Source organism: Litoreibacter sp., assembly GCF_039974535.1.
Lineage (GTDB): Bacteria > Pseudomonadota > Alphaproteobacteria > Rhodobacterales > Rhodobacteraceae > Litoreibacter.
This window is the reverse complement of record NZ_JBDWIU010000014.1, coordinates 20,567-46,794: the sequence shown is the minus strand read 5'-3', so window position 1 is coordinate 46,794 and position 26,228 is coordinate 20,567. Positions and strand designations below refer to the sequence as shown.

The 26,228-nt window shown below is 56.6% G+C and carries 24 protein-coding genes and 1 other RNA gene; 16 read left to right on the top strand and 9 right to left on the bottom strand.

Annotated features, from left to right (window positions below; translation table 11 throughout):
• Positions 1-3 precede the first annotated feature (3 nt).
• Entirely contained in the window at positions 4-1,236 is a 1,233-nt protein-coding gene (locus ABJN86_RS16215) for a PAS-domain containing protein (protein ID WP_348367783.1), read from the bottom strand.
• A gap of 146 nt (positions 1,237-1,382) precedes the next feature.
• On the opposite strand from ABJN86_RS16215, the gene ABJN86_RS16210 reads away from it, so the two are divergent.
• The 9 genes from ABJN86_RS16210 (at position 1,383) to ABJN86_RS16170 (ending at position 11,557) form a co-directional block, all read left to right on the top strand.
• Positions 1,383-3,344 (top strand): AMP-binding protein, encoded by a 1,962-nt coding sequence (locus ABJN86_RS16210; RefSeq protein ID WP_348367782.1) that lies wholly within the window; start codon positions 1,383-1,385, stop codon positions 3,342-3,344.
• A 55-nt stretch (positions 3,345-3,399) separates the two neighbouring features.
• A complete protein-coding gene (locus ABJN86_RS16205; protein ID WP_348367781.1) occupies positions 3,400-4,221 on the top strand; it encodes an ABC transporter ATP-binding protein in 822 nt (273 codons plus the stop codon).
• The gene (locus ABJN86_RS16200) at positions 4,214-4,708 is read left to right on the top strand and encodes a hypothetical protein (protein ID WP_348367780.1); all 495 of its coding nucleotides are present in this window, start codon (positions 4,214-4,216) and stop codon (positions 4,706-4,708) included. The genes ABJN86_RS16205 and ABJN86_RS16200 overlap by 8 nt, the downstream gene beginning before the upstream one ends.
• Positions 4,709-4,728: 20 nt before the next feature.
• Entirely contained in the window at positions 4,729-5,715 is a 987-nt protein-coding gene (locus tag ABJN86_RS16195) for a branched-chain amino acid ABC transporter permease (RefSeq protein WP_348367779.1), read from the top strand.
• 76 nt (positions 5,716-5,791) lie between these two features.
• Positions 5,792-6,868: a branched-chain amino acid ABC transporter permease gene (locus ABJN86_RS16190; RefSeq protein ID WP_348367778.1), complete on the top strand. Its 1,077-nt coding sequence runs from the start codon at positions 5,792-5,794 to the stop codon at positions 6,866-6,868.
• A gap of 62 nt (positions 6,869-6,930) precedes the next feature.
• Complete coding sequence (locus ABJN86_RS16185) at positions 6,931-8,202, top strand: ABC transporter substrate-binding protein (protein WP_348367777.1); 1,272 nt, start codon at positions 6,931-6,933, stop codon at positions 8,200-8,202.
• An 84-nt stretch (positions 8,203-8,286) separates the two neighbouring features.
• On the top strand, positions 8,287-9,537 hold the full coding sequence (locus ABJN86_RS16180) for a patatin-like phospholipase family protein (RefSeq protein ID WP_348367776.1): 1,251 nt from the start codon (positions 8,287-8,289) through the stop codon (positions 9,535-9,537).
• Between the two features lie 12 nt (positions 9,538-9,549).
• Complete coding sequence (locus tag ABJN86_RS16175; protein WP_348367775.1) at positions 9,550-10,371, top strand: ABC transporter ATP-binding protein; 822 nt, start codon at positions 9,550-9,552, stop codon at positions 10,369-10,371.
• Between the two features lie 34 nt (positions 10,372-10,405).
• Positions 10,406-11,557 (top strand): phenylacetate--CoA ligase family protein, encoded by a 1,152-nt coding sequence (locus ABJN86_RS16170; protein ID WP_348367774.1) that lies wholly within the window; start codon positions 10,406-10,408, stop codon positions 11,555-11,557.
• A gap of 4 nt (positions 11,558-11,561) precedes the next feature.
• Here the strand turns inward: ABJN86_RS16170 and recR are convergent, their stop codons facing one another.
• From recR to ffs, 5 genes are all read right to left on the bottom strand, one after another.
• Positions 11,562-12,158 (bottom strand): recombination mediator RecR, encoded by a 597-nt coding sequence (gene recR, locus ABJN86_RS16165; RefSeq protein WP_348367773.1) that lies wholly within the window; start codon positions 12,156-12,158, stop codon positions 11,562-11,564.
• 61 nt (positions 12,159-12,219) lie between these two features.
• The gene (locus ABJN86_RS16160; protein WP_348367772.1) at positions 12,220-12,564 is read right to left on the bottom strand and encodes a YbaB/EbfC family nucleoid-associated protein; all 345 of its coding nucleotides are present in this window, start codon (positions 12,562-12,564) and stop codon (positions 12,220-12,222) included.
• A gap of 75 nt (positions 12,565-12,639) precedes the next feature.
• The gene (locus tag ABJN86_RS16155; RefSeq protein WP_348367771.1) at positions 12,640-14,388 is read right to left on the bottom strand and encodes a DNA polymerase III subunit gamma/tau; all 1,749 of its coding nucleotides are present in this window, start codon (positions 14,386-14,388) and stop codon (positions 12,640-12,642) included.
• Between the two features lie 108 nt (positions 14,389-14,496).
• Positions 14,497-15,318, bottom strand: a complete 822-nt coding sequence (locus tag ABJN86_RS16150; protein WP_348367770.1) for a hypothetical protein — start codon at positions 15,316-15,318, stop codon at positions 14,497-14,499.
• Between the two features lie 86 nt (positions 15,319-15,404).
• Positions 15,405-15,503: signal recognition particle sRNA small type (gene ffs, locus ABJN86_RS16145), an RNA gene on the bottom strand.
• Positions 15,504-15,595: 92 nt separating this feature from the next.
• Between ffs and nudC the strand changes: the two genes are divergently transcribed.
• Together nudC and ABJN86_RS16135 are read left to right on the top strand one after the other, a co-directional pair.
• Positions 15,596-16,561, top strand: a complete 966-nt coding sequence (nudC, locus tag ABJN86_RS16140; protein WP_348367769.1) for an NAD(+) diphosphatase — start codon at positions 15,596-15,598, stop codon at positions 16,559-16,561.
• A 27-nt stretch (positions 16,562-16,588) separates the two neighbouring features.
• On the top strand, positions 16,589-17,071 hold the full coding sequence (locus ABJN86_RS16135) for an SRPBCC family protein (protein WP_348367768.1): 483 nt from the start codon (positions 16,589-16,591) through the stop codon (positions 17,069-17,071).
• A gap of 17 nt (positions 17,072-17,088) precedes the next feature.
• Here ABJN86_RS16135 and ABJN86_RS16130 read toward each other — a convergent pair whose 3' ends face one another.
• Positions 17,089-17,508: an NUDIX hydrolase gene (locus ABJN86_RS16130; protein WP_348367767.1), complete on the bottom strand. Its 420-nt coding sequence runs from the start codon at positions 17,506-17,508 to the stop codon at positions 17,089-17,091.
• Positions 17,509-17,511: 3 nt separating this feature from the next.
• Positions 17,512-18,345: a prephenate dehydratase gene (locus ABJN86_RS16125; protein ID WP_348367766.1), complete on the bottom strand. Its 834-nt coding sequence runs from the start codon at positions 18,343-18,345 to the stop codon at positions 17,512-17,514.
• Between the two features lie 106 nt (positions 18,346-18,451).
• Between ABJN86_RS16125 and ABJN86_RS16120 the strand changes: the two genes are divergently transcribed.
• From ABJN86_RS16120 to ABJN86_RS16100, 5 genes are all read left to right on the top strand, one after another.
• On the top strand, positions 18,452-18,979 hold the full coding sequence (locus ABJN86_RS16120; RefSeq protein WP_348367765.1) for a cytochrome c family protein: 528 nt from the start codon (positions 18,452-18,454) through the stop codon (positions 18,977-18,979).
• 171 nt (positions 18,980-19,150) lie between these two features.
• Positions 19,151-21,064 (top strand): extracellular solute-binding protein, encoded by a 1,914-nt coding sequence (locus ABJN86_RS16115; protein WP_348367764.1) that lies wholly within the window; start codon positions 19,151-19,153, stop codon positions 21,062-21,064.
• A gap of 15 nt (positions 21,065-21,079) precedes the next feature.
• A complete protein-coding gene (locus ABJN86_RS16110; RefSeq protein ID WP_348367763.1) occupies positions 21,080-22,165 on the top strand; it encodes a microcin C ABC transporter permease YejB in 1,086 nt (361 codons plus the stop codon).
• Positions 22,162-23,268 carry an ABC transporter permease gene (locus ABJN86_RS16105; RefSeq protein ID WP_348367762.1) on the top strand — a complete coding sequence of 369 codons (1,107 nt, stop codon included), beginning with the start codon at positions 22,162-22,164 and terminating at the stop codon, positions 23,266-23,268. The genes ABJN86_RS16110 and ABJN86_RS16105 overlap by 4 nt, the downstream gene beginning before the upstream one ends.
• Positions 23,265-24,860: an ABC transporter ATP-binding protein gene (locus ABJN86_RS16100; RefSeq protein ID WP_348367761.1), complete on the top strand. Its 1,596-nt coding sequence runs from the start codon at positions 23,265-23,267 to the stop codon at positions 24,858-24,860. Before ABJN86_RS16105 ends, ABJN86_RS16100 begins: the two co-directional genes overlap by 4 nt.
• Before the next feature lie 5 nt (positions 24,861-24,865).
• On the opposite strand, the gene ABJN86_RS16095 is transcribed toward ABJN86_RS16100, so the two are convergent.
• Entirely contained in the window at positions 24,866-26,182 is a 1,317-nt protein-coding gene (locus ABJN86_RS16095) for a D-alanyl-D-alanine carboxypeptidase family protein (RefSeq protein ID WP_348367840.1), read from the bottom strand.
• Positions 26,183-26,228: the final 46 nt, after the last annotated feature.

Genomic DNA, 26,228 nt, shown 5'->3' with positions numbered 1-26,228 from the left:
AGTCTAACCTTGCCATTCTACGTCGCTCACAAAGATATAACCGGCACCGTAAATGGTGCGGATCAGCTTGGGCGATTTGGCATCATCGCCCAGCTTTTGGCGCAACCTAGAGACGCGGACATCCAGCGCCCGCGCAGATTCTAGCCGGATATCGGGCGCGTCGAAAATATCCTGACGAGTCAAAAGCCGATTGGGCCTGGTTAGGAAGAAGCGTAACAAGGCCGCTTCGGCCAAGGTTAGCGTCTCTGGTTGGGAGCCATCCTCTGGATGCAACTCAAACAGCTCGAACTTTACCATCCAAGGGCCAAACTTCGCGACAGTGCCGCTGGCCTCGGGCGAGGGTGGGGTGTCTTGCTTCGATGCGGTGATGTCCATCGACAAAACATAAGCGCCCGTCACTGCATTGGAGGAATTGGTGTCCGGTGTGAAGGCTGATCGGATCAGTCGGCCATCATGGGGCGAGGAGAACTCAACCACTTTCGCATTGCCCGCAAAGGCGGAGTGCAGTGCTGGTGCGATTTGCTGGTAAACCGTTGCGCCCAAGATATCGTGGGCCGTGTGTCCGACAAGATCAGAGGCACCATTGGCCGCGGGTAGGGGGAGGCGTTGATTGGAGTAGGTATAGCGTTCTTGTAGATCTAGACGTGCAATATGGGCTGGTGTGGTTTCGGCGGCCAGACGAACCCGCGCTTCCGCGACTTCAAGGTGCTGTTGGGTCTCATGCAGGCGGCTAATCGTGGCCTCCAATGCACGGTTGGTGCGGGCCAATTCTTCGGATCGGTCCAGCAAGCGACCAGACAGTTCATCGGACCGCGTGCGCAGCATTTCTTCTTGGCGTTTGATGTCGGTGATATCGGTATAAACCGTCACCCATCCGCCTTGGCGCAATGGTCCACCTTCAACCGACACCCAGCGGCCACTTGCGCGTTTGCGCTCTATATAGTGTTGCTCAAAGTTCAGCGCCTTTTGCACACGCTCTTCGACAAACGCGCCGACATCGGAAATCTCGCCATATTCTCCGGTTTCGGCCAGAAACCGAATGGTCTCGGAAAAGCTTGCGCCAGGTTCAGCTAAATGTGCCGGCAGTCCAAACATGGCGCGAAACCGTTGGTTGGCGACAGTCAATGTGAGGTCATCGCTGTAGATCGATAAGGCCTGTTGAATAAGGTTCAGCCCAGACCTCAAAAGGACCGATGTGTCACGGGATCTGTGAAAGGTGTCTGCTGATTGGAGCATTGGTAGACCTCGTATGGAAACATTTTGATACATTCCAATTATTATTAGGAAAGATTTGACAGGTCCATAGCTTCCCGCGAACCTGATGATACGGGAATCACGTATCCCGTGAAAAAGCCCTAACCGGCGATAACGGAGGACATTGCGTGACAGCCAAATCGGCCCGAACAGCAGGGGTGCAATCCATCCCGGAACTGCTTGCGCGCAACGTCGCCGCATTTGGTGACAAAGCAGCATATCGTGAAAAAGAGTTTGGCATTTGGCAAAGTTGGACGTGGTCCGAAGTTGCTGAAGAGATCGAGTCTCTGGCATTGGGCTTCCTGACATTGGGCGTGAACGAGGGCGATCACATCGCCATTATCGGCCGAAACCGCCCCTACCTTTACTGGAGCTTTGTCGCCGCGCAGATGGTCGGTGCTGTGCCCGTGCCGTTGTATCAAGACGCCGTTGCGGATGAATTGGCCTATGTGTTGGACCACTGCGGCGCGCGGTTTGTGGTCGCGCAGGACCAAGAACAAATCGACAAGGTTTTTGAGATCCAAGACCAGCTGCCAAACATCGAGCATATGATCTACTTGGATCCGCGTGGCCTTCGCAAATACGATCATAGCGCGCTGACAAGATACCAGACCTTGCAGCAAAAAGGCCGTGAAAGCGGTGACCTTGCCGAGCTAAACCGCCGTCGCGCGTTGCCGGAATACGATGACACTTGCGTCATGCTCTACACGTCGGGAACGACGGGGAAACCCAAAGGGGTGGTCCTGTCCAACCGCAATATTATCGAGACCTCGAAGGCTTCATCCGAATTTGACGTGCTGCGGTCTGATGACGAAATTCTGGCCTATCTGCCCATGGCTTGGGTGGGTGATTTTATCTTCTCAATTGGGCAGGCCTTCTGGACGGGCTTTTGCGTAAACTGCCCCGAGAGCCCTGCCACCATGCACCATGATTTGCGCGAGATTGGGCCGACGTATTATTTCGCCCCTCCACGGGTATTCGAGACACAGTTGACTGACGTCATGATCCGCATGGAAGACGCGGGAGGACTTAAGAAGCGGATGTTCCACCACTTTATGGCGCATGCTAAAAAAATCGGGCCAGACCTGCTGGACGGGAAAGATATCGGGTTTGGGGATAGGCTGAAATACATGTTGGGTGAGTACTTCGTGTATGGCCCGCTGAAGAACACTCTTGGCTTCTCACGCGTGCGCGTGGGCTACACCGCCGGCGAGGCGATTGGGCCGGAAATTTTCGACTTCTACCGCTCGCTTGGGATCAATCTAAAGCAACTTTACGGCCAAACTGAAGCGTCGGTTTTTATCACGCAGCAACCTGACGGAGAGGTGCGATCCGACACGGTTGGCGTGCCTAGTCCTGGGGTGGAGTTGAAGATCGCGGACAATGGCGAGGTGTTCTACCGCTCGCCTGGAGTGTTCATGCGCTATTACAAAAACGACGAAAGCACGGCCTCGACCAAGGACGCAGAAGGTTGGGTCGCGACTGGGGATGCTGGATTTATCGAAGACGGCTCTGGCCACTTGCGCATCATTGATCGGGCGAAGGACGTGGGTAAGATGTCTGATGGGTCATTATTCGCCCCTAAATACGTCGAAAACAAATTGAAGTTTTTCCCGAATGTACTGGAAGCCGTGGTTTTCGGCAGCGGCAAAGACTACTGCACGGCATTCTTAAATATCGACCTGACGGCGGTTGGCAATTGGGCGGAACGCAACAATATTGCATACTCCAGCTACCAAGAATTGGCAGGTCACCCGCAGGTTCTGGCGACGATGCAGGCCCACGTAGAAGAAGTGAATGAGAGCGTGGCCCAAGACCCTATGCTTTCGGGATGTCAGGTGCATCGCTTTGTGGTTTTGCATAAGCAGTTGGATGCGGATGATGGTGAATTGACGCGGACGTTGAAGGTGCGCCGCCGGATCATCGAGGAGAAGTTCGAAGATATTATTGGTGCGCTTTATGATGGCTCACCTGAGATTTCGACCGAAACCGAAGTGACCTACGAAGATGGTCGAAAAGGCTCTATTAAGGCGACTTTGGCAGTTTGTGATGCTGCGGTGTCCACTGTTCAGAAGGTAGCTGCGGAATGACGGTACGACGCTCGATTTCATCTTCGCCACGCCCGCCATCCCATGAGGTAGCACTATGAACGCAATGCTAGGTGGAAATTACACGACTGCGGATGGGCGCAAGATCGGTAACACCATGATGGAAATGAAAAATATTACCCTGCGCTTTGGCGGGGTGGTTGCCATCAAGGATATCTCGTTCGATATTCATGAGGGCGAAATTCGAGCGATCATTGGGCCAAATGGCGCGGGTAAATCCTCGATGCTGAACGTGATTTCTGGCTTTTATAACCCCCAAGAGGGTGAGGTTTGGTTTCACGGCAAAAAACGCGCGCCGATGCGTCCCTATCAGGTGGCGCGGCAAGGGGTTGCTCGGACGTTTCAGAATATTGCTTTGTTTGAGGGCATGAGCGTTTTGGATAACGTGATGACCGGGCGTTTGACGCATATGAAGTCGGGGATGCTGAGCCAGATGATCTGGAAGGGCAAAGCCGAGAAAGAAGAAACAGAGAACCGCGAAGTTGTTGAGAAGATCATCGACTTCTTGGAAATTCAGGCCATTCGCAAAACCCCCGTGGGCCGCTTGCCTTACGGCTTGAAGAAGCGGGTGGAGTTGGCGCGGGCCTTGGCGGCAGAGCCTAAGCTATTGTTATTAGACGAACCTATGGCGGGCATGAACGTCGAGGAGAAAGAGGACATGAGCCGCTTTATCCTGAGCATGAACGATGAGTTCGGCACCACCATCGCCTTGATCGAACATGACATGGGCGTGGTGATGGACCTGTCTGACCGCGTTGTGGTGATGGATTACGGCAAGAAAATCGGCGACGGAACACCGGATGAGGTCCGGAACAACCAAGAGGTGATTGATGCGTATCTGGGGGTGGCACATGACTAATTCGGGTATCGGATATCTGTCGGCATTGCGTCGGCTATGTGTCGGACACATTGTCGGACCACTGGGGATTACGGTTTTGACTGCCACCGGCGCCCATGCAGGGGCGTGGGAAGAGTTTGAGACACGCTGCCTGATGCAGTTTGAAAACCAAGAGCCGGCGATTGTTGATGGGCTTGAGCTGATCGACACGGTTGATGGTGTGACGCGATATTTGATCGAGAAGAACGGTGACGTGGTTTCTTACCTAGGCATTGAAAGTGAGCCGGATGACGGGTTGTCCGCCTGCTACATTCAAGAAAACTCGACACGAAGCGCTGAGGCATTCTCCAAGTGGATTGCCGAAAGGGTGGATCTGGAAAGATATGCTGCGACCGATGACAACGTCTGGAGCAGCCAGCTGTGGATCGAGCCGGTCATAGAATTACATTTGCAAGAAAACGGTGACGCGTTGGTTATCCGCATTGTGGAGACTGAACTTGAGACGTGAGCAACTGAATGGAGGCACTCATGCCTGAGCAATTACTCTTTGCGATGGAAGTCACCCTGAATGGGCTGATGGCAGGTGTGCTTTATGCGCTGGTGGCGCTGGGCTTTGTGCTGATCTTCAAAGCCTCGGGCATTTTTAACTATGCCCAAGGGGTGATGGCACTGTTTGCTGCGCTGACCTTGGTGGGGATCATGGACGGACAGGTGCCCTTTGCCCACATCATCAACGCGATTTTCGGCACTGATTTGCACCACTTTGGCTGGCATGTGCCTGCTTTGGTCGCGATCATTTTGACCGTTGGGGTCATGGTGGTCTTTGCGTGGCTGGTGCAGCGATACATCTTCCGGCATCTGGTCAACCAAGAACCGATCATCTTGTTCATGGCGACCATCGGGCTTGCCTATTTCCTAGAGGGCGTAGGCGATTTGATGTGGGGCTCTGAGATCAAAAAACTGGATGTTGGTTTGCCGCAGGGGATCAACGACTGGATCGACGTCACCACCTTTGAGGCCATGGGCTACGGATTCTTTATTGATAACCTAGATATCTCGGCCACGATTGTGGCGATCATCTTGGTCGCAGCACTGATCTGTTTCTCGCAATACACCAAGCAAGGCCGCGCCTTGCGCGCTGTGGCCGATGACCACCAAGCGGCCTTGTCGGTTGGCATCTCGCTGAACTTCATCTGGGTGCTGGTATGGTCGATTGCGGGCTTCGTCGCCTTGGTCGCGGGGATCATGTGGGGCGCAAAGTCCGGCGTGCAATTCTCGCTGTCACTGATCGCGTTGAAGGCCTTGCCGGTTTTGATGCTGGGTGGGTTTACGTCGATCCCCGGTGCCATCGTGGGTGGCTTGATCATCGGCGTGGGTGAGAAACTGTTCGAGTTTTTGATCGGCCCAATGGTTGGCGGCGCGACAGAGAACTGGTTCGCCTATGTGCTGGCATTGCTGTTCTTGGTGTTCCGCCCGCAAGGATTGTTTGGGGAGAAGATCATTGAACGTGTTTGATACGCAGCTAGGTGACCGCTTTGGGCGTTACCCAAAGACACCCACCCACCCGCAAACCTTCATGGGAGAGTTTTAAATGTTTTACCGTGAAGCAGGGGATTTCAGCACCAGTTACCCCGAAGACAGCCAGACCTTCCCGATCAAGTTTGACCGCTACCGCTACTATGTGGTCTTGGCGTTTGCCTTCTTGGTCGTGCCGTTCATCATTAATGACTACTGGGCCAACGCGGTCTTTGTGCCCTTCTTGATCTACGCGATTGCGGCGATTGGGTTGAATATTTTGATCGGCTATTGCGGGCAGGTCTCGCTTGGGACGGGGGCGTTCATGGCGGTGGGGGCCTATGCGGTCTACAAGCTGATGACAGCGTTCCCCGAAGTGTCGATGTTGATACATGTCCCGTTGGCGGGGCTGATCACGGCGGGTGTCGTGACCATATTTGGCCTGCCGAGCCTGCGCATCAAAGGGTTCTACCTGGCGGTGGCGACACTGGCGGCGCAGTTCTTCCTTGTGTGGTTGTTCAACAAGGTTCCGTGGTTCTACAACTACTCCGCCTCGGGGCAGATTTCGTCGCCGGAACGTGACGTATTCGGGATTATTGTCACCGGACCGAACGCCGAGGCGTGGGCGTCCTACATGATATGCCTGATCTTCGTGACGCTGGCAGCGGTCATTGCGCGCAACCTGACGCGTGGCTCGCTTGGGCGCAAATGGATGGCGATCCGCGACATGGACATTGCGGCCGAGATCATTGGAGTGAATCCGATGATGGCAAAGCTGACGGCCTTCGCGGTGTCGGGCTTCTTTATCGGGGTTGCAGGTGCGTTGTTCTTCAGCGTCTACCTAGGCGCCGCCGAAGTGGGGGAGAGCTTCGGGATTGAGAAGTCGTTCCTTGTTTTGTTCATGGTGATTATCGGCGGATTAGGGTCTATCTTTGGCTCCTTCGCGGGGGCGGCCTTCATGGTGTTGCTGCCGGTTTTCCTGAAGAACGTCTTCGTTGGCTACCTGGGCTGGCCCACCGACTTGGCCGCGCATTTGCAGTTCATCGTGTCAGGCGGGCTGATCATCGTGTTCCTGATCTTGGAGCCGCATGGATTGGCGCAACTGTGGCGACTGGCGAAAGAGAAACTACGGCTGTGGCCGTTCCCTCATTAATCACAACAGAGGCGGGGTGAACCCTGCCCTCATTTTCAACATATCCTTGGGAGGAAAACTTGATGAAACTAACAACCTTAGCAGTGGCGGCCATCATGGCAGCCAGCCCAGTGATGGCGGATCTGGTGTTCCCATCGCTGTCATACCGCACCGGCCCTTACGCCGCGAACGGCATCCCATTTGCGGATGGCTACGAGGACTACTTCACCCTGCTTAACGAGCGTGACGGTGGCATCGGCGGCGTTCCTACCAAAGTGATCGAATGTGAAACCGGTTACAACACCGAGAAGGGCGTTGAGTGCTACGAGGCCACCAAAGGCGAAGGTGCGTTGATTTATCAACCGCTGTCCACGGGCATCACATATCAGCTGATCCCGAAAGTGACCGCTGACGGCATCCCGATGCACACAATGGGCTACGGCCGTACCTCGGCGAAGAACGGCGAAGTGTTCTCTAATGTGTTTAACTACCCAGCCAACTACTGGGATGGTGCGTCGCATGCCGTGAGCCACATCATGAGCCTTGGCGATATCAAGGGCAAAAAGATCGCCCTCGTGTATCACAACTCGGCCTACGGCAAGGAGCCTATCCGCACCTTGGAAGAGCTGTCCAAGAAACACGGGTTTGAGCTGACGTTGATCCCAGTTGACCACCCCGGCCAAGAGCAAAAGTCGCAATGGCTGCAAATTCGCCGTGAGAAGCCTGACAATGTCATCATGTATGGCTGGGGCGTTATGAACCAAGTGGCGATTCAAGAGGCGGCTAACATCCGCTACCCAATGGAGAACTTCATTGGCATCTGGTGGTCTGGTTCCGAGAACGACGTGCTTCCAGCTGGCGACAAAGCCAACGGCTACAAGGCGCTGACGTTCCACAACTTGGGCGATGACTACCCGCTGTATGATGATCTGCGTAAATACGTACTCGATGCTGGCAAAGCTGCCGGTGCGGGCGACCAATTGGGCACTGCGTTGTACAACCGTGGCATGTACGCGGCGATGTTGGCAGCTGAGGCCGCCAAGACCGCTCAAGAGCTGTCAGGTGAGAAAGAAATCACCCCAGCCATGATGCGCGACGGCATGGAAGCCTTGGAAATCACCGAGGCAAAAATGGCGGCGATTGGCCTTCCGGGCTTTGGCCCAGAGTTCAGCGTGTCGTGCCAAAACCACGGCGGCAACGGGCTTGGTGCTGTGGCGCAATGGGACGCGGCTGCGCAAGAGTGGTCATTGATCACAGGGTATGAGGGATCCGACCAAGACGTGATTCAGACCCTAATCAACGACGACAGTGCAGCATTTGCAACGGAAGCCGGCATCGAAGCAGGCTGTAAGTAAACAACGATATTCAGCCGCTGCGCGACTTGTGTGGCGGCTGAATATTTATATAGAACTGACCAATACATCCGCGCGAAGGCATCTATGAATCTTGTCCCTAAATCCATTGTCGTTGCAGCCCTACTTATTGGGCTTGCAGGCTGCGCGTTGGACCGAGGTGCAGGGTTGAGTTGCGAGTTGCCGATTGAGGGCGCGGGGCTGGTGACGCAATCAGCCTTTGATCCGACAGATACGCAACATCGTGCCAGCATGGCGGTGACCGACGAGGCCTTCGCACCCAGCATGGCCGACGCGTTACAGCAATCCGTGCAAGAGCAAGTCCGGCGCGCCCCCGCCCCAGTAAGGCGCAAGGCGCAACCACCGATTGAGATCGATGTTTTGGCACTATCTGCCGGTGGGCAATATGGCTCCTTCGGCGCAGGATTTTTGCGTGGCTGGTCGCAGAACCCGAAAACGCCGCGCCCCGAATTTGACCTTGTCACAGGTGTGAGCGCGGGCGGCATGTTGGCCCCTGTCGCATTCACCGCGAGTTCGAGTGATCAGGCGCTGGACGTGTTTAGGGGGCTTCATGAAGACGGCGTGTACACCCGTCGCGGCGTACTTTCTTTACCATCATCATCGTCATTTTTCAGTGCGGAGCCACTGGAGAGATTGTTGAAGACATTGCTGACTGACGACCTGATTGCAGGGGTTGCGGAGCGTCACCGGACGGGCGCGCGACTTTTAGTGATGGCGACCAACCTTGATACGACCCGCGCACAGGTGTTCGATTTGGGTGAGATCGCAAGCGCGGTGCGACCCATGAGCGAACGTCGCGACTGCATGGCGGAAGTTATGTTGGCCTCTGCTGCGATACCGGGGGCGTTTCCGCCCCGAAATATAGACGGCACATTGTATGTGGATGGCGGGCTGCGCGACCAAGTGTTCCTGCGCGCGATTGAATCCGCCCGTGTGATTGTGGCGCAGCAGACCGGTCGAGACGTCCAAGTGAACGCGACCATCGTCATTAATGGGTCGTTAAGGGCCCCAGCGGAACCCGTGAAAGACAGCCTGTTTGGGTACGCCGAGCGGTCGCTATTTACCCTTGCTGATGAGGTGTTGCGGGATTCGATCAACGAGACCCTGACGTTTGCAGAAGACAACGACGACTGGAACGTGAAAGGCGTTATTGCCGACGTCGCGGTAGAGGAAATCTGCCCGACCAGCGAGGCGGTAGGCACCTTTGATCGCTGCGTGACGACTGCATTGTTTGATGCAGGTTTAGAATTGGGAAAGACCGCACCGGTCGATTTCATGACATCTGAAGAGCTCCGCGCCTTGGCAGACGAGTATTAGGAAAGGCTAGACATGTTGGACAACAGCGAGACCGACACCCTGTTAGAGGTGAACAACATTGAGGTGATTTATAACCACGTCATTTTGGTGTTGAAAGGCGTGTCCTTGAAGGTGGCCAAGGGCGGGATCACGGCCCTGTTGGGCGGCAACGGCGCGGGTAAGTCCACGACGCTGAAGGCGGTGTCGAACCTGCTGCACTCGGAGCGGGGCGAAGTGACCAAAGGGGCGATTGTTTACCGCGGCGACCATATCGCGGGACTGGACCCTGCGGACATGGTGAAGCGCGGGGTCATTCAGGTGATGGAGGGGCGCCACTGCTTTGAGCACCTGACCGTTGAAGAGAACCTGATGACTGGGGCCTACACGCGGTCTGACGGGCGCGGTGCCGTGTCGGCTGATCTGGAGAAGGTGTATCAGTATTTCCCGCGGCTGAAAGAACGGCGGACCTCGCAGGCGGGCTACACCTCGGGCGGGGAGCAGCAGATGGTGGCCATTGGCCGCGCGATGATGGCCAAGCCGGAAACGATTTTGCTGGATGAGCCGTCGATGGGGCTGGCCCCACAGTTGGTGGAAGAGATTTTTGGGATTGTTAAATCGCTGAACGAGCAAGAAGGCGTGTCCTTCCTGCTGGCGGAGCAGAACACCAACGTGGCGCTGCGGTTCGCGCATTATGGCTACATTCTAGAATCGGGCCGCGTGGTGATGGATGGCCCCGCCGCCGAGCTGCGTGAGAACCCCGACGTGAAGGAGTTCTACCTTGGGATGTCGGACGAGGGCCGGAAGTCATTTCGAGACGTGCGCAGCTACCGCCGCCGCAAGCGCTGGTTGTCCTAAATTTTGAGTATTTTGAACCAAATGGAGATGAGCCGTGGGATTCTTTGATGACCTAGAGACCCGTAGCGCTGACGCGCGGGAAGCGGCTCAATTGGCCGCGTTGGATGCGATTGGCGTGAAGCTGGGAAGTGTGGCGGAGTTGTCTGGTTTGCCTGTTCTGCGCAAAGCGGAGTTGTCGGCAAAGCAAAAGGCGCAGCCGCCCTTTGGCGGGATGCATGTGGGCGAGGTGACGCATGTGTTCCAATCCCCCGGGCCGATTTATGAGCCGGGCGGGGTGGGGCATGACTGGTGGCGGTTTGGGCGGTTCTTGAACGCCTGCAGCATTGGCGCGTCTGATATTGTGCACAACTGCTTTGGCTACCACCTGACCCCTGCGGGGATGATGTTTGAGAACGGCGCGCGGGCTGTAGGTGCGCGTGTGCTGCCTGCGGGGACTGGGCAGACCGAATTGCAGGTGCGTGCGGCGAAGGACTTGGGGACGACGGCCTATGCGGGGACGCCAGATTATCTGAACGTGATCTTGGAGAAGGCCGACGAGATGGGCGAGGTCTTGGGTTTTACCAAGGCGGCTGTTGGGGGCGGAGCGTTGTTCCCGTCGTTGCGCCAAGCCTATGCGGATCGCGGCATTTCTTGCCTTCAGTGCTATGCCACCGCCGATTTGGGCAATGTCGCGTTCGAGTCTGAGGCAATGGAAGGCATGATCGTCGACGAAGGCGTGATTGTGGAGATCGTGACACCGGGCACGGGGGAGCCAGTGGCCGTGGGGCAGGTGGGGGAGGTTGTTGTGACCTCGCTTAACCCTGACTACCCACTGATCCGGTTTGCCACCGGCGACATGAGCGCGGTTATGGCAGGGGTGTCGCCTTGCGGGCGCACCAATATGCGGATCAAAGGCTGGATGGGGCGCGCGGATCAGACGACTAAGATCAAGGGCATGTTTGTGCGTCCCGAGCAGGTTGCGGATTTGGTAGCGAAGCATCCAGAGATTGCGCGGGCGCGGGTTATTGCGGGGCGTGAAGGCGAGATGGACACGATGCGTGTCTTGATCGAAGCGAACAGCGAAGCTGTGGATTACAGCGCCTCTGTTGCAAGTGTTTTGAAGCTGAAGGGTGCTGTTGAAGTGGTGTCGGTTGGTAGCCTGCCCAATGATGGTTTGGTGATCGAAGATCAGCGCAGCTACGACTGATTGATCAGAGTGCTTTACGGGCCTTGAGAGCCGCCGAGATGGTGCCGTCGTCGAGGTAGTCCAACTCGCCGCCAATGGGGACGCCTTGGGCCAGAGAGGTCACTTGGACGCCGCGTACTTCCAATTCACCGGCGATGTAATGCGCGGTTGTTTGACCATCGATAGTGGCATTGAGGGCGAGGATGACCTCGCGGATGCCCTCATTGGTGACGCGGTCCATGAGCTTGGGGATGCGCAACTCATCGGGGCCGATCGCGTCGAGCGCCGAGAGCGTGCCGCCCAATACATGGTAGCGGCCTTTGAAGACGCCGGAGCGTTCCATCGCCCAGAGATCGGCCACGTCCTCAACCACACAGATTTCACCATTGGAGCGTTTATCGGCGGTGCAGATATCGCACAGATCGGATGTGCCGATATTGCCGCAGTTGAGGCATTCGCGCGCGGTGGCGGCGACCCCTTGCAAGCTGTCGGCCAGAGGCACCATCAGCAGCGCGCGTTTTTTGATCATATGCAACACTGCGCGACGGGCCGAGCGGGGGCCAAGCCCAGGGAGCTTGGCCATCATCTCGATCAATGCATCGATGTCTTTTGTGCTACTCAAATGATCGCGCCTTTTGCTGCGGTCGGAGCCTCCGGCGGAGGTATTTAGGAAGCAATGATGCCTAGAAGGGGAGCTTCATACCTGCGGGGATGCCCATTTCTTCCGTGAGCTTGCTCATCTCGGAGGCTGCTTTTTCAGTTGCCTTGGTTTGAGCATCCTTGATGGCGGCAAGGATCAGATCTTCGACGACCTCTTTCTCATCTGGGTGGAAGATTGATGGATCGATATCGAGGGCGGTCAACGTGCCTTTGGCGTTTGCCTTGGCTTTGACCAGACCTGCGCCGCTTTCGCCCGTGACTTCGATGTTTTGCAGGTCATCCTGCATCTGGCCCATCTTGTCCTGCATCTCTTTGGCTTTTTTCATCATTCCGGCCATATCGCCGAGGTTGCCAAGTCCTTTGAGCATCTGAGTGTCTCCATTGTGTCGATATAATTTAGGTGTGTATGGCCCGCAGAGCGCTGGGGGCGCAAGCGGGTGTGATTAGTCTTCCTCGAAGGGGTCCCATTCGTCCTCGACCTCGGGGAGGGCCTCGACGGCGGCCTCTTGCACCAGATCGGCTGCGGTGCGGATGTCGATAATCTTAGCGCTGGGGAAGGCCTGCAGAGTGGCCTGCATAAGCGGGTGTTCGGTGGCTTCGGCTTTGAGGGCGTTGGCCTCGGCGTCGCGTTCGGCCGCAAGGGTAGCTGCGCCACCCTCGTTGACCACGGTGACGGCCCAGCGTTGGCCGGTCCATTGCTGCAAACGCGCGCCTAGGCGGGAGGCGAGATCGCGGGGGGCGTCATGGGTGGGGACGAATTCGATACGGCCCGGAGAGTAATGGGCGAGTTGCACGTAGCCTTCGACCTCGACCAGCAGCTTCATGTCGCGGTTGGTGCGGATCAGGGCGACGATTTGGGTGAAGGTCGGGTATTGCGCGAGCGCATTTTCTGCCCGCACATCAAGGGCGGCTGACGTGCCACCACCGGCGGGCACCGATTGCGTGGTTGTTTGTGCGCGCGCCGTTGTCATGCCGCCTTGCGGGGCTGCAGCGCCGCTACCGCCACCTGTTGGCGCGGGGGGCGGCGGCGTGTCTTGCAGCTTGCGGACCAGTTCTTCGGGAGATGGCAGGTCGGCCATATGGGTGAGGCGAATGATCGCCATCTCGGCGGCCATCATTGCGTTGGGTGCTGCGGCGACTTCTTCAAGCGCCTTCAGCAGCAATTGCCACATACGAGACATGGCGCGCATGGGCAAAGCCTCTGCCATAGTGGCGCCGCGTGTGCGCTCGTCAGGGCCGACGGTGGGATCATCTACGGCCTCAGGCGTAATTTTGATGACGCTGACCCAATGGGTGATTTCCGCCAGATCGCGCAGAACGGCCATAGGGTCGGCCCCATCGGCATATTGCGCGCTGAGTTCTTGCAACGCGCCTGCGGCGTCGCCCTTCATGATCAGGTCGAACAGGTCCAGCACACGGCCACGATCCGCAAGGCCAAGCATGGCGCGGACCTGAACGGCGGTGGTTTCCCCTGCGCCGTGGCTGATGGCCTGATCCAGCAGGGATTGCGCGTCACGGGCGGAGCCTTCGGCGGCGCGGGTGATCAGGGCAAGGGCTTCGTCCGAGATTTCACCGCCCTCTGCCGTCGCGATTTTGCGTAGCAGGGCGATTTGATCCTCGGGCTCAATGCGGCGTAGATCGAAGCGTTGGCAGCGCGACAAGACCGTGACCGGCACCTTGCGAATTTCGGTGGTGGCGAAGATGAATTTGACGTGCTCGGGCGGCTCCTCCAGCGTCTTCAACAAGGCGTTGAAGGCGGAGGTCGACAGCATGTGCACCTCATCGATGATGTAGATTTTGTAGCGGGCGGAGGCCGCGCGGTAATGCACACTGTCGATGATTTCGCGGATGTCGCCCACACCAGTACGAGAGGCGGCGTCCATTTCCATGACATCAACGTGGCGGCCTTCGGAGATAGCGACGCAGTTATCACACACGCCGCAAGGCTCAGTTGTGGGGCCGCCGGTGCCATCAACGCCGGTGCAATTCATCCCCTTGGCAATGATCCGCGCGGTGGTGGTTTTACCTGTCCCGCGAATCCCCGTCATGATGAAGGCCTGCGCGATGCGGCCCGCCTCAAAGGCGTTTTTGAGCGTGCGGACCATGGCGTCCTGACCGATCAGATCGGCAAAGGTGGCGGGGCGGTATTTACGCGCCAGAACCTGATAGCCGCTGTTTGTGGTATCGCTCATGTTGTGTCCTTGGATTCGAGTGTTCTGGAAACCTAATTCGCCAACAAGATAAGGTCCACCAAAGACTGTCTCTCAGCGGCTGAGTTAACTGTCGAGAGATAGCGGCTTTTAGCGCTCAAGCTGGGCAAACCACGCCCAAGTGTCTTTGGCGATGGAGGGCCCGATTTTGTAGAACCAATGTGTGTGGTGTGGGATTAAGACCAGCTCTGATGGATGGCCATTTTGGGCCATGCTTTGAGCGGTCTCCCGTGCGGCCACGGGGTAAAAAATTTGATCGCTGGACCCTAGGTAAGCGCGGATGGGAACGCCGCCCTCAATCGGGATGAAGGAGTTTGGCATAGCGTAGCCCCCGTGTGTCGCGGCGGCGCGCCATGGGCCGTTGATGCGGTTGGCAAACACTTGCGACATGATGGCGCCCGCGGAATGGCCGAACAGCAAGATGTTATCGGTGTCTATGCCGTAGTGCTTTTGGGCTTGCGGGATAAGGCTGAGGACGGCTTTTGCGTCATTTACCTTCCATCCCCCGAATTTGGCGTTCAGGCCCAACAGCAACAGCCCCTCTTTGTCAGCGGTTTCTTTCCACATCTCGACCAAGGAGTACCCGTTGCGGCCCGCACCATGGAGCAAAATGACGGCAGGGGCGTTCTCGGTGGCTGAACGGCCTTTGTAAGCGATAAAGCTGCGTGGGCGGATGCCATCTATGAAGTAGTGTTTGCGACCTAAGGATGTATCCGCTGAATACGTGGCGACCCCAGGATGTGGCACCGAAAGCGCCGCGCCATCAATTTCTGTGAAAGGTTGAGGCTGTGGCGGGTCGATCAGTTGGGTTGGTTGTACCTCAACGGACCCGTTGTGAATCGGGACGAAGGCTACAATCAAGGAGGCCGCGAAGAGAGTGAAAAGAACAGCAATAATGATTTTGCGTAGCACTGGGAATGCCCCGAGAATTAAAGTCGTAGATTTGGTCGCGGATTATATAAATAATATCTTGCGACACGGCCAAGGCACATGGCGGTAGGTGAGAGGTTGGACATCGACCCAAGTGGGGCTCGTTGTGGCTGCTTCCTTCCGGATCTGACCAGGTTGGCGAGGCACTTGCCCGCGCCAACCCCTCAAGGCCGATATAGGCACAGATTCTTGAGAACGCAAGGTTTGCCAACTTGGTCCGTGCATGACAAAAGCTTTAGAGCAGTAATGAGGGTATCGAATGAAACTCGCGGAAACGGTTACTTTTGGTAGCTCTGGGTTAGAGAGAGCCGCGCATTTGCGTGGGGACGCTGATGCTTTGGCATCGATGTTAGCCAAACCGGACACTGGCGTGTTACCGATTTGGCGTGGAAAACTCCTGATCGCAGGAGAAGACCGCGACCAGCCGGCCTGGCAATCCCACACCCATCCAATTTTTGAACATGCCGACGAGGCCCCCATCTTTCTAGGGCTGGACGATGGTATTGCCCGCTTTGCCCGCGATATTTCTGGCTGGGAGCCGGAGGGAGATCTGGACACGGTTGGGGCATTTATTGACGCGTCAGAACAGCACTTCCCGGGCTTGCCGGAGGACGTAAAGTTCTCGGAGCTGCGCGGGATGATGACCCATCTCAACGCTAGAAACGCGGAACTGATTGCAACGGCGAAGGCGGTTTTGAGCTGGCATGAAACACACGGGTTTTGTGCGCGATGTGGCGGTGAAAGCCACATCTCGATGGCAGGGTGGCAGCGAAATTGTGCGGTGTGCGGAGCGCATCACTTCCCGCGCACCGATCCCGTGGTTATCATGTTGATTACGCATGGAAACTCGGTGCTGATGGGCCGCTCCCCCGGATGGCCGGAGGGTATGTATTCCTGCTTGGCGGGCTTTGTAGAGCCGGGCGAGACGATTGAAGCAGCCGTGCGTCGTGAGACCTTGGAAGAGGCTGGCGTAGAGGTGGGACAAGTAGAGTATCTGTCCAGCCAGCCGTGGCCTTTTCCCGCGTCCTTAATGTTTGGATGTCATGGGCACGCGACCAGCACCGATATCACAATTGACCCCGAAGAGATCGAAGACGCCATGTGGGTCACGCGAGAAGAGATGATGGAGACGTTTGCGGGCAACAATCCGAAAATGAAACCTGCTCGCAAAGGCGCGATTGCGCATTTCCTATTGCTTAACTGGCTGCAAGATACATTAGACTAACCCTTAACAAATGATGAACGGGCCGACATGAAGTTTTCCACCAAGGAAGATCTGGAAATTCCTATCGATGACGTGTTTCAACTTCTGTCGGACTTCGACGGGTTTGAGCGCGCAATCTTGCGCCATGGCGCGGACGTATCGCGGACGGATAAGTTGACCAGCAATGGTGTCGGGATGTCATGGAAAGCACGCGCCGAAGTTCGCGGCAAGAACCGCCAGTTTGAGGTGAAGCTTGTAGAGTATGACCGCCCGAACCAAATGCTGTTCGACGTGAAAACCAACAACATGGCCGCGACCTTTCTGGTGGAGCTCGTTGCCATGTCGCGCACACGGACCCGCATGCGGATTGAGTTGGACGTGAAGCCGCAAACGCTATCGGCGCGTTTGATCATGCAATCGGCAAAACTTGCAAGAAACACGCTGAACCGTCGCTACAAAACCAGAATTGCCCATTTCGCGAGCGATCTGGAAGAGCGCCACAAAAAGGGTCTGCGCACCACCGGCGCCTAACCCACTTTCCGGAATGTTTAGGCGCGATCCAAGGCCAGTTGCAGCACAGTATCTACATCTCGTGACATGGGGCGGCTATCTGTCAGAACGTCGTTGATTGCGACCCATGCCGCATCCATTGCATCGTCATCGGCCTTTGGCGCACCGGATACATAGGTGCATTGAACTGCCGCGAGTAAGTAGTGGTGCTGCACCGCCCCGTCAGGTCCGCGAATAATCACGTCGACATTTGTGAGATAGGCGTCAGCCGTCGCAACAACGCCGGTTTCTTCTAGCAATTCGCGCGTGGCGGCTTGGAGTGCAGTCTCGCCAAGCTCTACATGTCCGCCGGGAAAGCCCCATTGGCCCGCGTTTGGCGGGTTTCGGCGTTGAACCAGCAGCACATGATCATCGTGGATGACCACCGCAATGGCCCCGAGTTTAGGGCGCGGTTGCATGGATCAGTCCCGCGCGAAGGCTGCGGGGTAGGTGCCTAGGATTTTGATCTCGGAGGTGAAGAACTCCAACTCCTCCATGGCGCGCTGGACGTCCTCATCGTCGGGGTGCCCGGCTATATCGGCGTAAAACTGCGTCGCGGTGAATTCACCGTCAACCATGTAGCTTTCCAACTTGGTCATGTTGATGCCATTGGTCGCGAAGCCGCCCATCGCTTTGTAAAGCGCCGCAGGAATGTTGCGCACGTTGAAGACGAAGGACGTCAGCATGTGGGTCTCGCCGCGACGGGTCATATTGGCCTTGGGCGACATGATCAAGAAGCGCGTGGTGTTGGTGTCATTGTCCTCAATGTCGTGAGCGAGGACATCAAGGCCATGGGTTTTCGCCGCCATTTTGGAGGCCAGCACGCCGATACCAGCTTCGGGGTTAGCGGCAAGGTCTGCCGCCGCACCTGCACTGTCGACCGCAGATTCGCCGCGAATGTCGCGTGCGGTGAGGTATTTGTGGCTTTGCGGGATCAACACGGGATGGGCGCGTACGGTCTTGATAGTGTCAAGCGCGGTTCCTTTGTTGGCCATCAGGCAGATGCGAACGCGCACGAAGGCCTCGTCGATGATGTGCAGGCCTGAGTCTGGCAGCAACCGATGAATGTCAGCAACTCGTCCATATGTGGTGTTTTCCACCGGCAACATGGCCAAATCAGCCGCGCCAGTGCGCACGGCATTGATGACGTCGTCGAAAGAGGTGCAGGGCAATGGCTCCATATTGGGGCGTGCATGAACACAGGCCTCATGGGAATAGGCCCCGAGCTCTCCTTGGAAGGCGATTTTCTTAGACATGATGCATTTTCCACAAAAAGGCATTTAGTCGCGGTGTCTAGCCCTTGCGGAACCATATGGGAAGGCGATAGATACCGCCCAAACGCCAAACGGGTGAGAGATAGACATGTTTGACACGATGACGATGACCAAAGTTCTGGGTGCGGTTTGCGGAACGCTTCTGGTATTTTTGCTGGGTAGCTGGGCTGCCGACATTATTTACCACGGCGGCGAAGGCGGCCATGGCCATGAAGAGCACGTGCAAGGTTACGTCGTTGAGGTCGAAACCGCGAGCGATGAGCCAGCCGAAGAAGTCGTAGAAGTAGACTTCGCGGTGATGATGGGCGACGCGGACGTTGAAAAAGGCGCCAAAGTTTTCTCCAAGTGTAAAGCTTGCCACAAACTGGACGAAGGCGCGAACGGCACAGGCCCGTCCTTGTACGGCATCGTGAATAGCGAAATCGCCGCTGTAGATGGCTATGGCTACTCTGATGTGCTGCTGGAGAAGGACGGCGTTTGGTCCCACGACCAACTGCAGGCGTTCCTTGAGAACCCTAAAGCATACGCCCCTGGCACCAAGATGGGCTTCAAGGGCCTGCCGAAAGTCACGGATCGCGCGAACATCATTGCGTATCTTGAGACAATCGGCGGTTAAGCCAAGCTCGACAATTGAATGACTAAGGACCGTCCCTATGGGGCGGTCTTTTTCGTCTCAATTGATCTCATCCGCTCACAATTGCGCAATCGGGCTTGATTGTTGGGGAAAACCAACTTCTGTTGTTTAACAATCTAGTTTCGCAAGAATAACGATCTCAGGAGTATCAATATGACGAACCGCCAGCTTCAAGCCCTTGCGAAAACGCGCACCCAGCCCAATGGCCGGATGAAGTGGATGGGCGCTGGTCTGTTGTTGGTCGCGGCCACATTGACCTCGGTGACCGCCGCGCGCGGGCAAGACGTCACAATTTCACACGGATATTCCAACTTCGGGGAGCTGAAATACGGCCCCGATTTTCCGCATCTAGATTATGTGAACCCGAACGCGCCCAAGGGGGGCGAGGTGTCGACTTGGGCCTTGGGCAACTTTGACAGCTTCAACCAATATGCGCGTGACGGCGTTCCTGCGGCCCTAAACACCATCGGCAGCGAAAGCGTTCTGACGAGCACGGCGGATGACCCTTATGGCGTCTACTGCTTCATGTGTACGACGCTTGAATACCCTGAAGATCTGTCCTTTGTGACGTTCAACCTACGTAAGGACGTTACATTTTCCGATGGCACGCCGATGACGGCAGAGGACATTGCGTTCAGTTTTAACCTGTTCTTGGAGCAGGGCATCTCAGAATACCGCCGAATCGTGGAGGGGTTTATTGACAAGGTTGAAGTCATTAACCCTTACCGGATCAAATTTTCCTTTAACGAGGCCGCATCCAAACGGGACCGCGTGACCTTTGCAGGTGGAACGGTAGCATTCTCGAAAGCTTGGTTTGAAGAGAACGATATTCGGTTGGACAAGAGCTCTGACCGCCCGTTCTTGAGCACGGGAGCCTATGTGCTGGATAGCTTCGACTATAACCGCCAGGTGATCTACGCGCGCAACCCAGAGTACTGGGGCAATGACATCCCTTTCAACAAGGGCCGCAACAATTTTGACCGCATTCGGATCGAATATTTCGCGGACCGCTCCGCCGCATTTGAGGCGTTTAAATCGGGCGAGTACCTGTTGAAATCGGAAACCGACCCAAAAGATTGGGCGACCGGTTACAATTTCCCCGCAGTGCTCAGTGGTGATGTGAAGCAAGAGAGCATTTCAGACGGAGACGTGGGAGAGGCGCTGTCGTTTGTGTTCAATCTTGACCGCGAGAAGTGGCAAGACCCGAAGGTTCGCGAGGCAGTATCCCTGCTGTTTAACTTTGAGTGGTCCAACAAGGCCTTGTTCTTCGGGCTGTACGAGCGTCCAAAGTCCTTTTGGCCAAACAGCGAGTTAGCTGCGCAAGGTGCGCCGACGCCTGAGGAAATCGCATTGTTGCAGCCGCTGGTTGATGAAGGGCTTCTGGCGGAGAGCATTTTGACAGACGAAGTCGCGATGCCCTTTGTGCATGATGACAGTAAAAACCGCCCCTCGCGAAAAGTGTTGCGGCGTGCTTCAAAATTGCTTGATGAGGCCGGTTGGGAGGTTGGTGGCGATGGAGTGCGACGTAAAGACGGAGAGGCGCTGACCTTGAACGTCATCCAATTCAATCCGCTGTATGACCGCATCGTAAACCCATTCATCGACAACTTGAAAGCAATCGGCATTCAGGCCGATCTGGAGCGGGTGGACACTGCCCAATATGTGGAGCGTCGGCGTAAAGGCGACTTTGACCTGGCAAATCAGCGCATAAGCATGAACTCAGAGCCGTCAATTGGGTTAGGGGCGTGGTTCTCGTCCAAGACGGCGGACAGCAGCTCACGCAACCTGATGCGCCTGAGGGACCCTGCAGTTGATGCGCTCATTCCCAAGGTCATTGCTGCCGACACGCTCGATGAATTGCGCACGTCGGTACATGCGATGGATCGGGTGTTGCGGTCCATCGGGTTTGCAATTCCGCAGTGGTACAAGAAGGACAACTGGGTTGCATACTTTGACGTATTCCGGCATCCCGAGGAATTACCGCCGCTTGCCGTAGGTATATACGATTTTTGGTGGTACGATGCAGAGGCCGCGGAGCGGCTGAAGGCCTCTGGCGCCCTTCGTTAAGTCAGGAAAAAGACCTTGGGCGCATACATATTAAGACGACTGCTGTTGGTTATACCAACGCTAATCGGGATTATGATCGTTAACTTCACGTTGACGCAGTTCGTCCCCGGTGGGCCTGTTGAGCAAATCCTTGCCCAGATAGAGGGTGAAGGAGATGTGCTTCAGGGCATATCCGGCGGTCCAAGTGGCGGCGAATTCGAGGCATCGCGATCTGAATCCAAATATGACGGGGCACGGGGGCTTCCGCCTGAATTCATCGCTGAGCTGGAAAAGGAATTCGGCTTCGACAAACCGCCCGTGGAGCGGTTCTTGAACATGATGTGGAACTACCTGCGGTTCGACTTTGGCGAGAGTTACTTCCGCTCCGTCGGCGTGTTGGATTTGGTTTGGGAAAAGATGCCCGTGTCTATCACGCTAGGGCTTTGGTCGACCTTGATCGCCTATGTGATTTCCATCCCTCTGGGCATTCGCAAGGCCATCCGCGACGGATCAAGCTTCGACACGTGGACGTCGGCGCTGATCATTGTGGCCTACGCCATTCCGGGTTTTCTGTTTGCCATCGTGTTACTGGTTCTTTTCGCGGGGGGGTCCTACTTCCAGTGGTTCCCATTGCGTGGCTTGACGTCCAACAACTTCGACCAACTCAGCGCAGTTGGGAAGGTATTGGACTATATGTGGCACATCGCCTTACCCGTCATAGCATCAACCATTGCGGCCTTCGCGACCCTGACCTTGCTGACCAAGAACTCGTTCTTGGATGAAATCAAAAAGCAATATGTCGTCACGGCCAAGGCCAAGGGCCTGTCGGAAGGGCGTGTGCTGTACGGACATGTTTTCCGCAACGCGATGTTGATCGTGATTGCGGGCTTCCCAAGCCTATTCTTGGGCATCTTCTTGTCGGGGTCCCTGATCATCGAGACGATCTTCTCGCTGGATGGATTGGGCCGCTTGGCGTTCGAGGCGACGGTAGCGCGGGACTATCCGGTGGTTTTTGGAACGCTCTATTTCTTTGGGTTGATCGGGTTGATCGTCGGCATTTTGTCGGACCTGATGTACATCTTCGTAGACCCGCGCATTGACTTTGAAAGCCGCGAGACATGAAGCTATCCCCGCTCAACGAACGCCGCTGGAGCAACTTCAAGCGTAACCGCCGCGCATTTTGGTCCTTGTGGATTTTCGCCGTGTTGTTTGGATTGTCGCTATGTGCTGAACTGATCGCCAACGACAAACCGGTCTTGATCAAGTATCGCGGCGAGTTGTTCACTCCGATCACCAGTTTTTATCCTGAGACGGCCTTTGGCGGGGACTTGAGGACCGAGGCGGTGTACCGCGACATCGAGATTCAGTGTTTGATCAAGACTGGCGGCATCGAAGATTGTTGGGACGACCCAGAAGCCGTGATGGAAGAGGCGGCCACGGGTACGTTCAATGGTGAGGCCGTGGAGCAGGGTTGGATCATCTCGCCCATCATCCCGTTTAGCTACACGACAATTGTGGACCGCCCAGGCACCGCGCCGGCCGCCCCTGACGCGATGAACTGGCTGGGCACCGACAATACATCGCGCGACGTGGCGGCGCGGGTGATCTACGGCTTCCGGCTGTCGATTGTATTTACGTTGGTGGTGACGATGGTGTCGGCCATCGTCGGCATTGCCGCTGGCGCGGTGCAAGGCTTCTTTGGGGGGCGCACGGACCTGATTTTCCAGCGCGTTCTGGAGATATGGGGTGCGACACCGAGCCTCTATGTGATCATCATCATGTTCGCCATTCTGGGGCGAAGTTTCTGGCTACTGGTGTTCTTGTCGATCCTCTTTGGCTGGCCTGCATTGGTTGGCGTTGTGCGCGCGGAGTTCTTACGGGCGCGCAACTTTGAATACGTTCGCGCCGCACGGGCGCTGGGCGTGTCAAACACCACCATCATGTTCCGCCACATGCTGCCCAATGCAATGGTCGCCACGTTGACGTTCTTGCCGTTTATCGTGACGGGGACCATCGGGATGTTGGCATCGCTCGACTTCCTTGGTTTTGGATTGCCGTCCTCCGCCCCATCACTGGGGGAGCTGACCTTGCAAGCCAAACAGAACCTACAAGCGCCATGGCTGGCCTTCACCGCCTTCACGACATTCGCAGTAATGCTGTCGCTGTTGGTGTTCATCTTTGAAGGCGTCCGAGACGCATTTGACCCCAGAAAGACCTTTCAATGAGCGTGTTGCTGGACGTCAAAGACCTGAAAGTAAGCTTCCGCCAAGACGGCGAAGTGACCGAAGCCGTGAAGGGCGTGAGCTTTCATGTGGATCGCGGCGAGACCGTGGCCTTGGTGGGCGAATCCGGCTCTGGCAAGTCGGTGTCGGCCCTGTCGACGGTTCAATTGTTGCCTGACAGCGCAACGGTGACCGGTGGCATTACCTATGACGGGCGCGACTTGTCTGCGGCTTCCGAGCGAGAGTTGCGCCAGGTGCGCGGCAACGACATCAGCTTTATCTTTCAAGAACCGATGACCTCGCTGAACCCGCTTCACACGTTGGAAAAGCAGATCACCGAAAGCCTGAGCCTGCACCAAGGCTTGCGCGGGGCCGCCGCAAAGGCGCGGGTGATTGAGTTGCTGGAGAAGGTTGGCATTCGCGACGCAGAGAAGCGCCTGTCGAGCTACCCGCACCAATTGTCGGGTGGGCAACGCCAACGTGTCATGATCGCGATGGCGCTGGCCAACGGGCCGGAATTGCTGATCGCGGATGAGCCGACAACGGCGTTGGATGTGACCATTCAGGCGCAGATTCTTGACCTTCTGGCGGAGCTGAAAACCCGCGAGAAGATGTCGCTGCTGTTCATCACTCATGACCTTGGCGTGGTCCGCAAGATCGCCGACCGCGTCTGCGTGATGCAACACGGTGAGATTGTTGAGACAGGCCCCACGGCCGAGATTTTCGACAACCCGCAACACCCTTACACCAAGCTGTTATTGGAGGCGGAGGCCACCGGCATTCCTGATCCCGTTCCAGCGGGTGCAACAGAAATGGTATCGACAGAGGATTTGCGGATTTGGTTCCCAATCCAAACGGGCTTGCTGAAACGCACCACGGGGCACGTCAAAGCGGTGAATGCCGCAAGCGTGTCCGTGCGGGCAGGGGAGACGCTTGGTATTGTGGGCGAATCCGGCTCTGGCAAGACCACGTTGGCATTGGCGATTATGCGCCTGATTTCTAGCCAAGGGGCGATCCAGTTTGAGGGGCGCGATATCCAAGGGCTATCGTCCGCTGATCTGCGCCCGCTGCGTGCGGACATGCAGATCGTGTTCCAAGATCCCTACGGGTCGTTGTCGCCGCGTATGACGGTAGAGCAGATCATCGCCGAGGGTTTGGGCGTCCACGGAACCGACGAGGGGCGTGACCGCCGCGAGATGGTGGCCGAAATCATGACCGAAGTCGGGTTGAAGCCCGAGATGATGCACCGCTACCCGCACGAATTTTCGGGTGGGCAACGCCAACGTATCGCCATTGCGCGCGCCATGATCCTGCGCCCGAAAGTGGTGGTTCTGGATGAGCCGACAAGTGCCTTGGACATGACCGTGCAGGTGCAGATTGTAGAGCTATTGCGCGATCTGCAGAAGAAGTACGGGCTGGCCTACCTGTTCATCAGCCACGACCTGAAGGTTGTGCGTGCGATGTCGCATAAGGTGCTGGTGATGAAGCAGGGCGATGTGGTTGAGGCTGGCGAGAGCGAGGCTCTGTTCGCCAACCCGCAAGTCCCCTACACGCAGCAATTGCTCGCTGCGGCCTTGGACCTAAAAGCAGGTTAGCTTTGTTACGCGCCTGGGCCGCGCACTTCGCATTCATGACCGCGTGCGCTTAGGCGTTGGCAGGCCAATGTGGCACTGCTTTGGGAGAGGCCTACGAAGTTTGCCTCCCAACCGCGTGGGCGGTTCACAACCTTGCGCAACGCTTCGTCCAGCGTGCCGATTTCCTGCAATGCAGTCTTGAGCAGCAAACGTTCGGCGGTGTTGCGCGTGGTGTACTTGCCCAAAGAGATTGACCAATGGCGCCCACCTGATGTTGACGCACGGGTGATGATCCGGCGCTGCGCAGGTTTGCGAATGGGTTCCGCCGTATCGATGGCGGCTTGGACAATGTTGTTCGGTCGGCGCACCGGCGTCACTGTCGCACCAGTCAAGGCTTGGTTCTGTGCCGCGCGGGTTGCAACCTCGTCACGCGAGTTGCTGACGTTGTTGTCAACGCTTTCGACAATGGCCAGCAGCAACTCCTCGGTCGGTGCACGATCGGGACGTTGCGCAGGGCGCGGGCTTTCCTTGCGGGCGGTGATGGTTGGCTGAACCTTGATAACCTTAGGCTCAACCGCAGGGATATCACCCAGAACAGGACGTTTAGGTTTACTTAGCTTCGCGCGGGATGGAGCGCGTTTGAAGCCCATGTCCAGCAGTTCGGCTACGCGGGCGTTACGAGCCGCGGAGGATGTGCCGCCAAAGACGGTGGCAATGATGCGCTCGTTGCCACGCTCGGCAGAGGCCACGAGGTTGAAGCCAGCGGCGCGCGTGTAGCCGGTCTTAATGCCGTCGGCACCTTTGTAGTTTTGCAAAAGGCGACGGTTGGTGTTGGAGACCTGTTTGACGCCAGCATGGGTCGTCTGACGGGAGAACAGGTTATAATATTGCGGGTAGTCGTAGATCATGTGGCGACCAAGGGTGGTCATGTCACGCGCAGTGGACAGGTGGCCGCTTTCGGTTAGACCGTGTGCGTTTTTGAACGTGGTGTTCGTCATGCCCAAAGCTTTGGCCATCGCGGTCATGCGACGCGCGAATGCGGCCTCAGAGCCGGAGATCGCTTCGCCCAACGCAGTAGCCGCATCATTGGCGGATTTCACCGATGCGCCACGGATTAGATATCGAAGCGCGATGCGTTGACCCGCCTTCAAACCTAGCTTGGAAGGTTGCTCAGCCGCTGCCTTGCGCGAAATCTTGATCTTGGTTTCCAAGGTGATTTCGCCGCGACGGATCGCGTCAAAGACAACATACAGCGTCATCATCTTCGTCAAGGACGCTGGATGTAGACGCGTATCTGCATTGCGGGAGTGAAGCACTTCGCCAGTGCGCGCATCAAGTACCATAGCGGCGTAGGGAGCAGCGTTAGATGCCCCAGCCCATGCTGATACC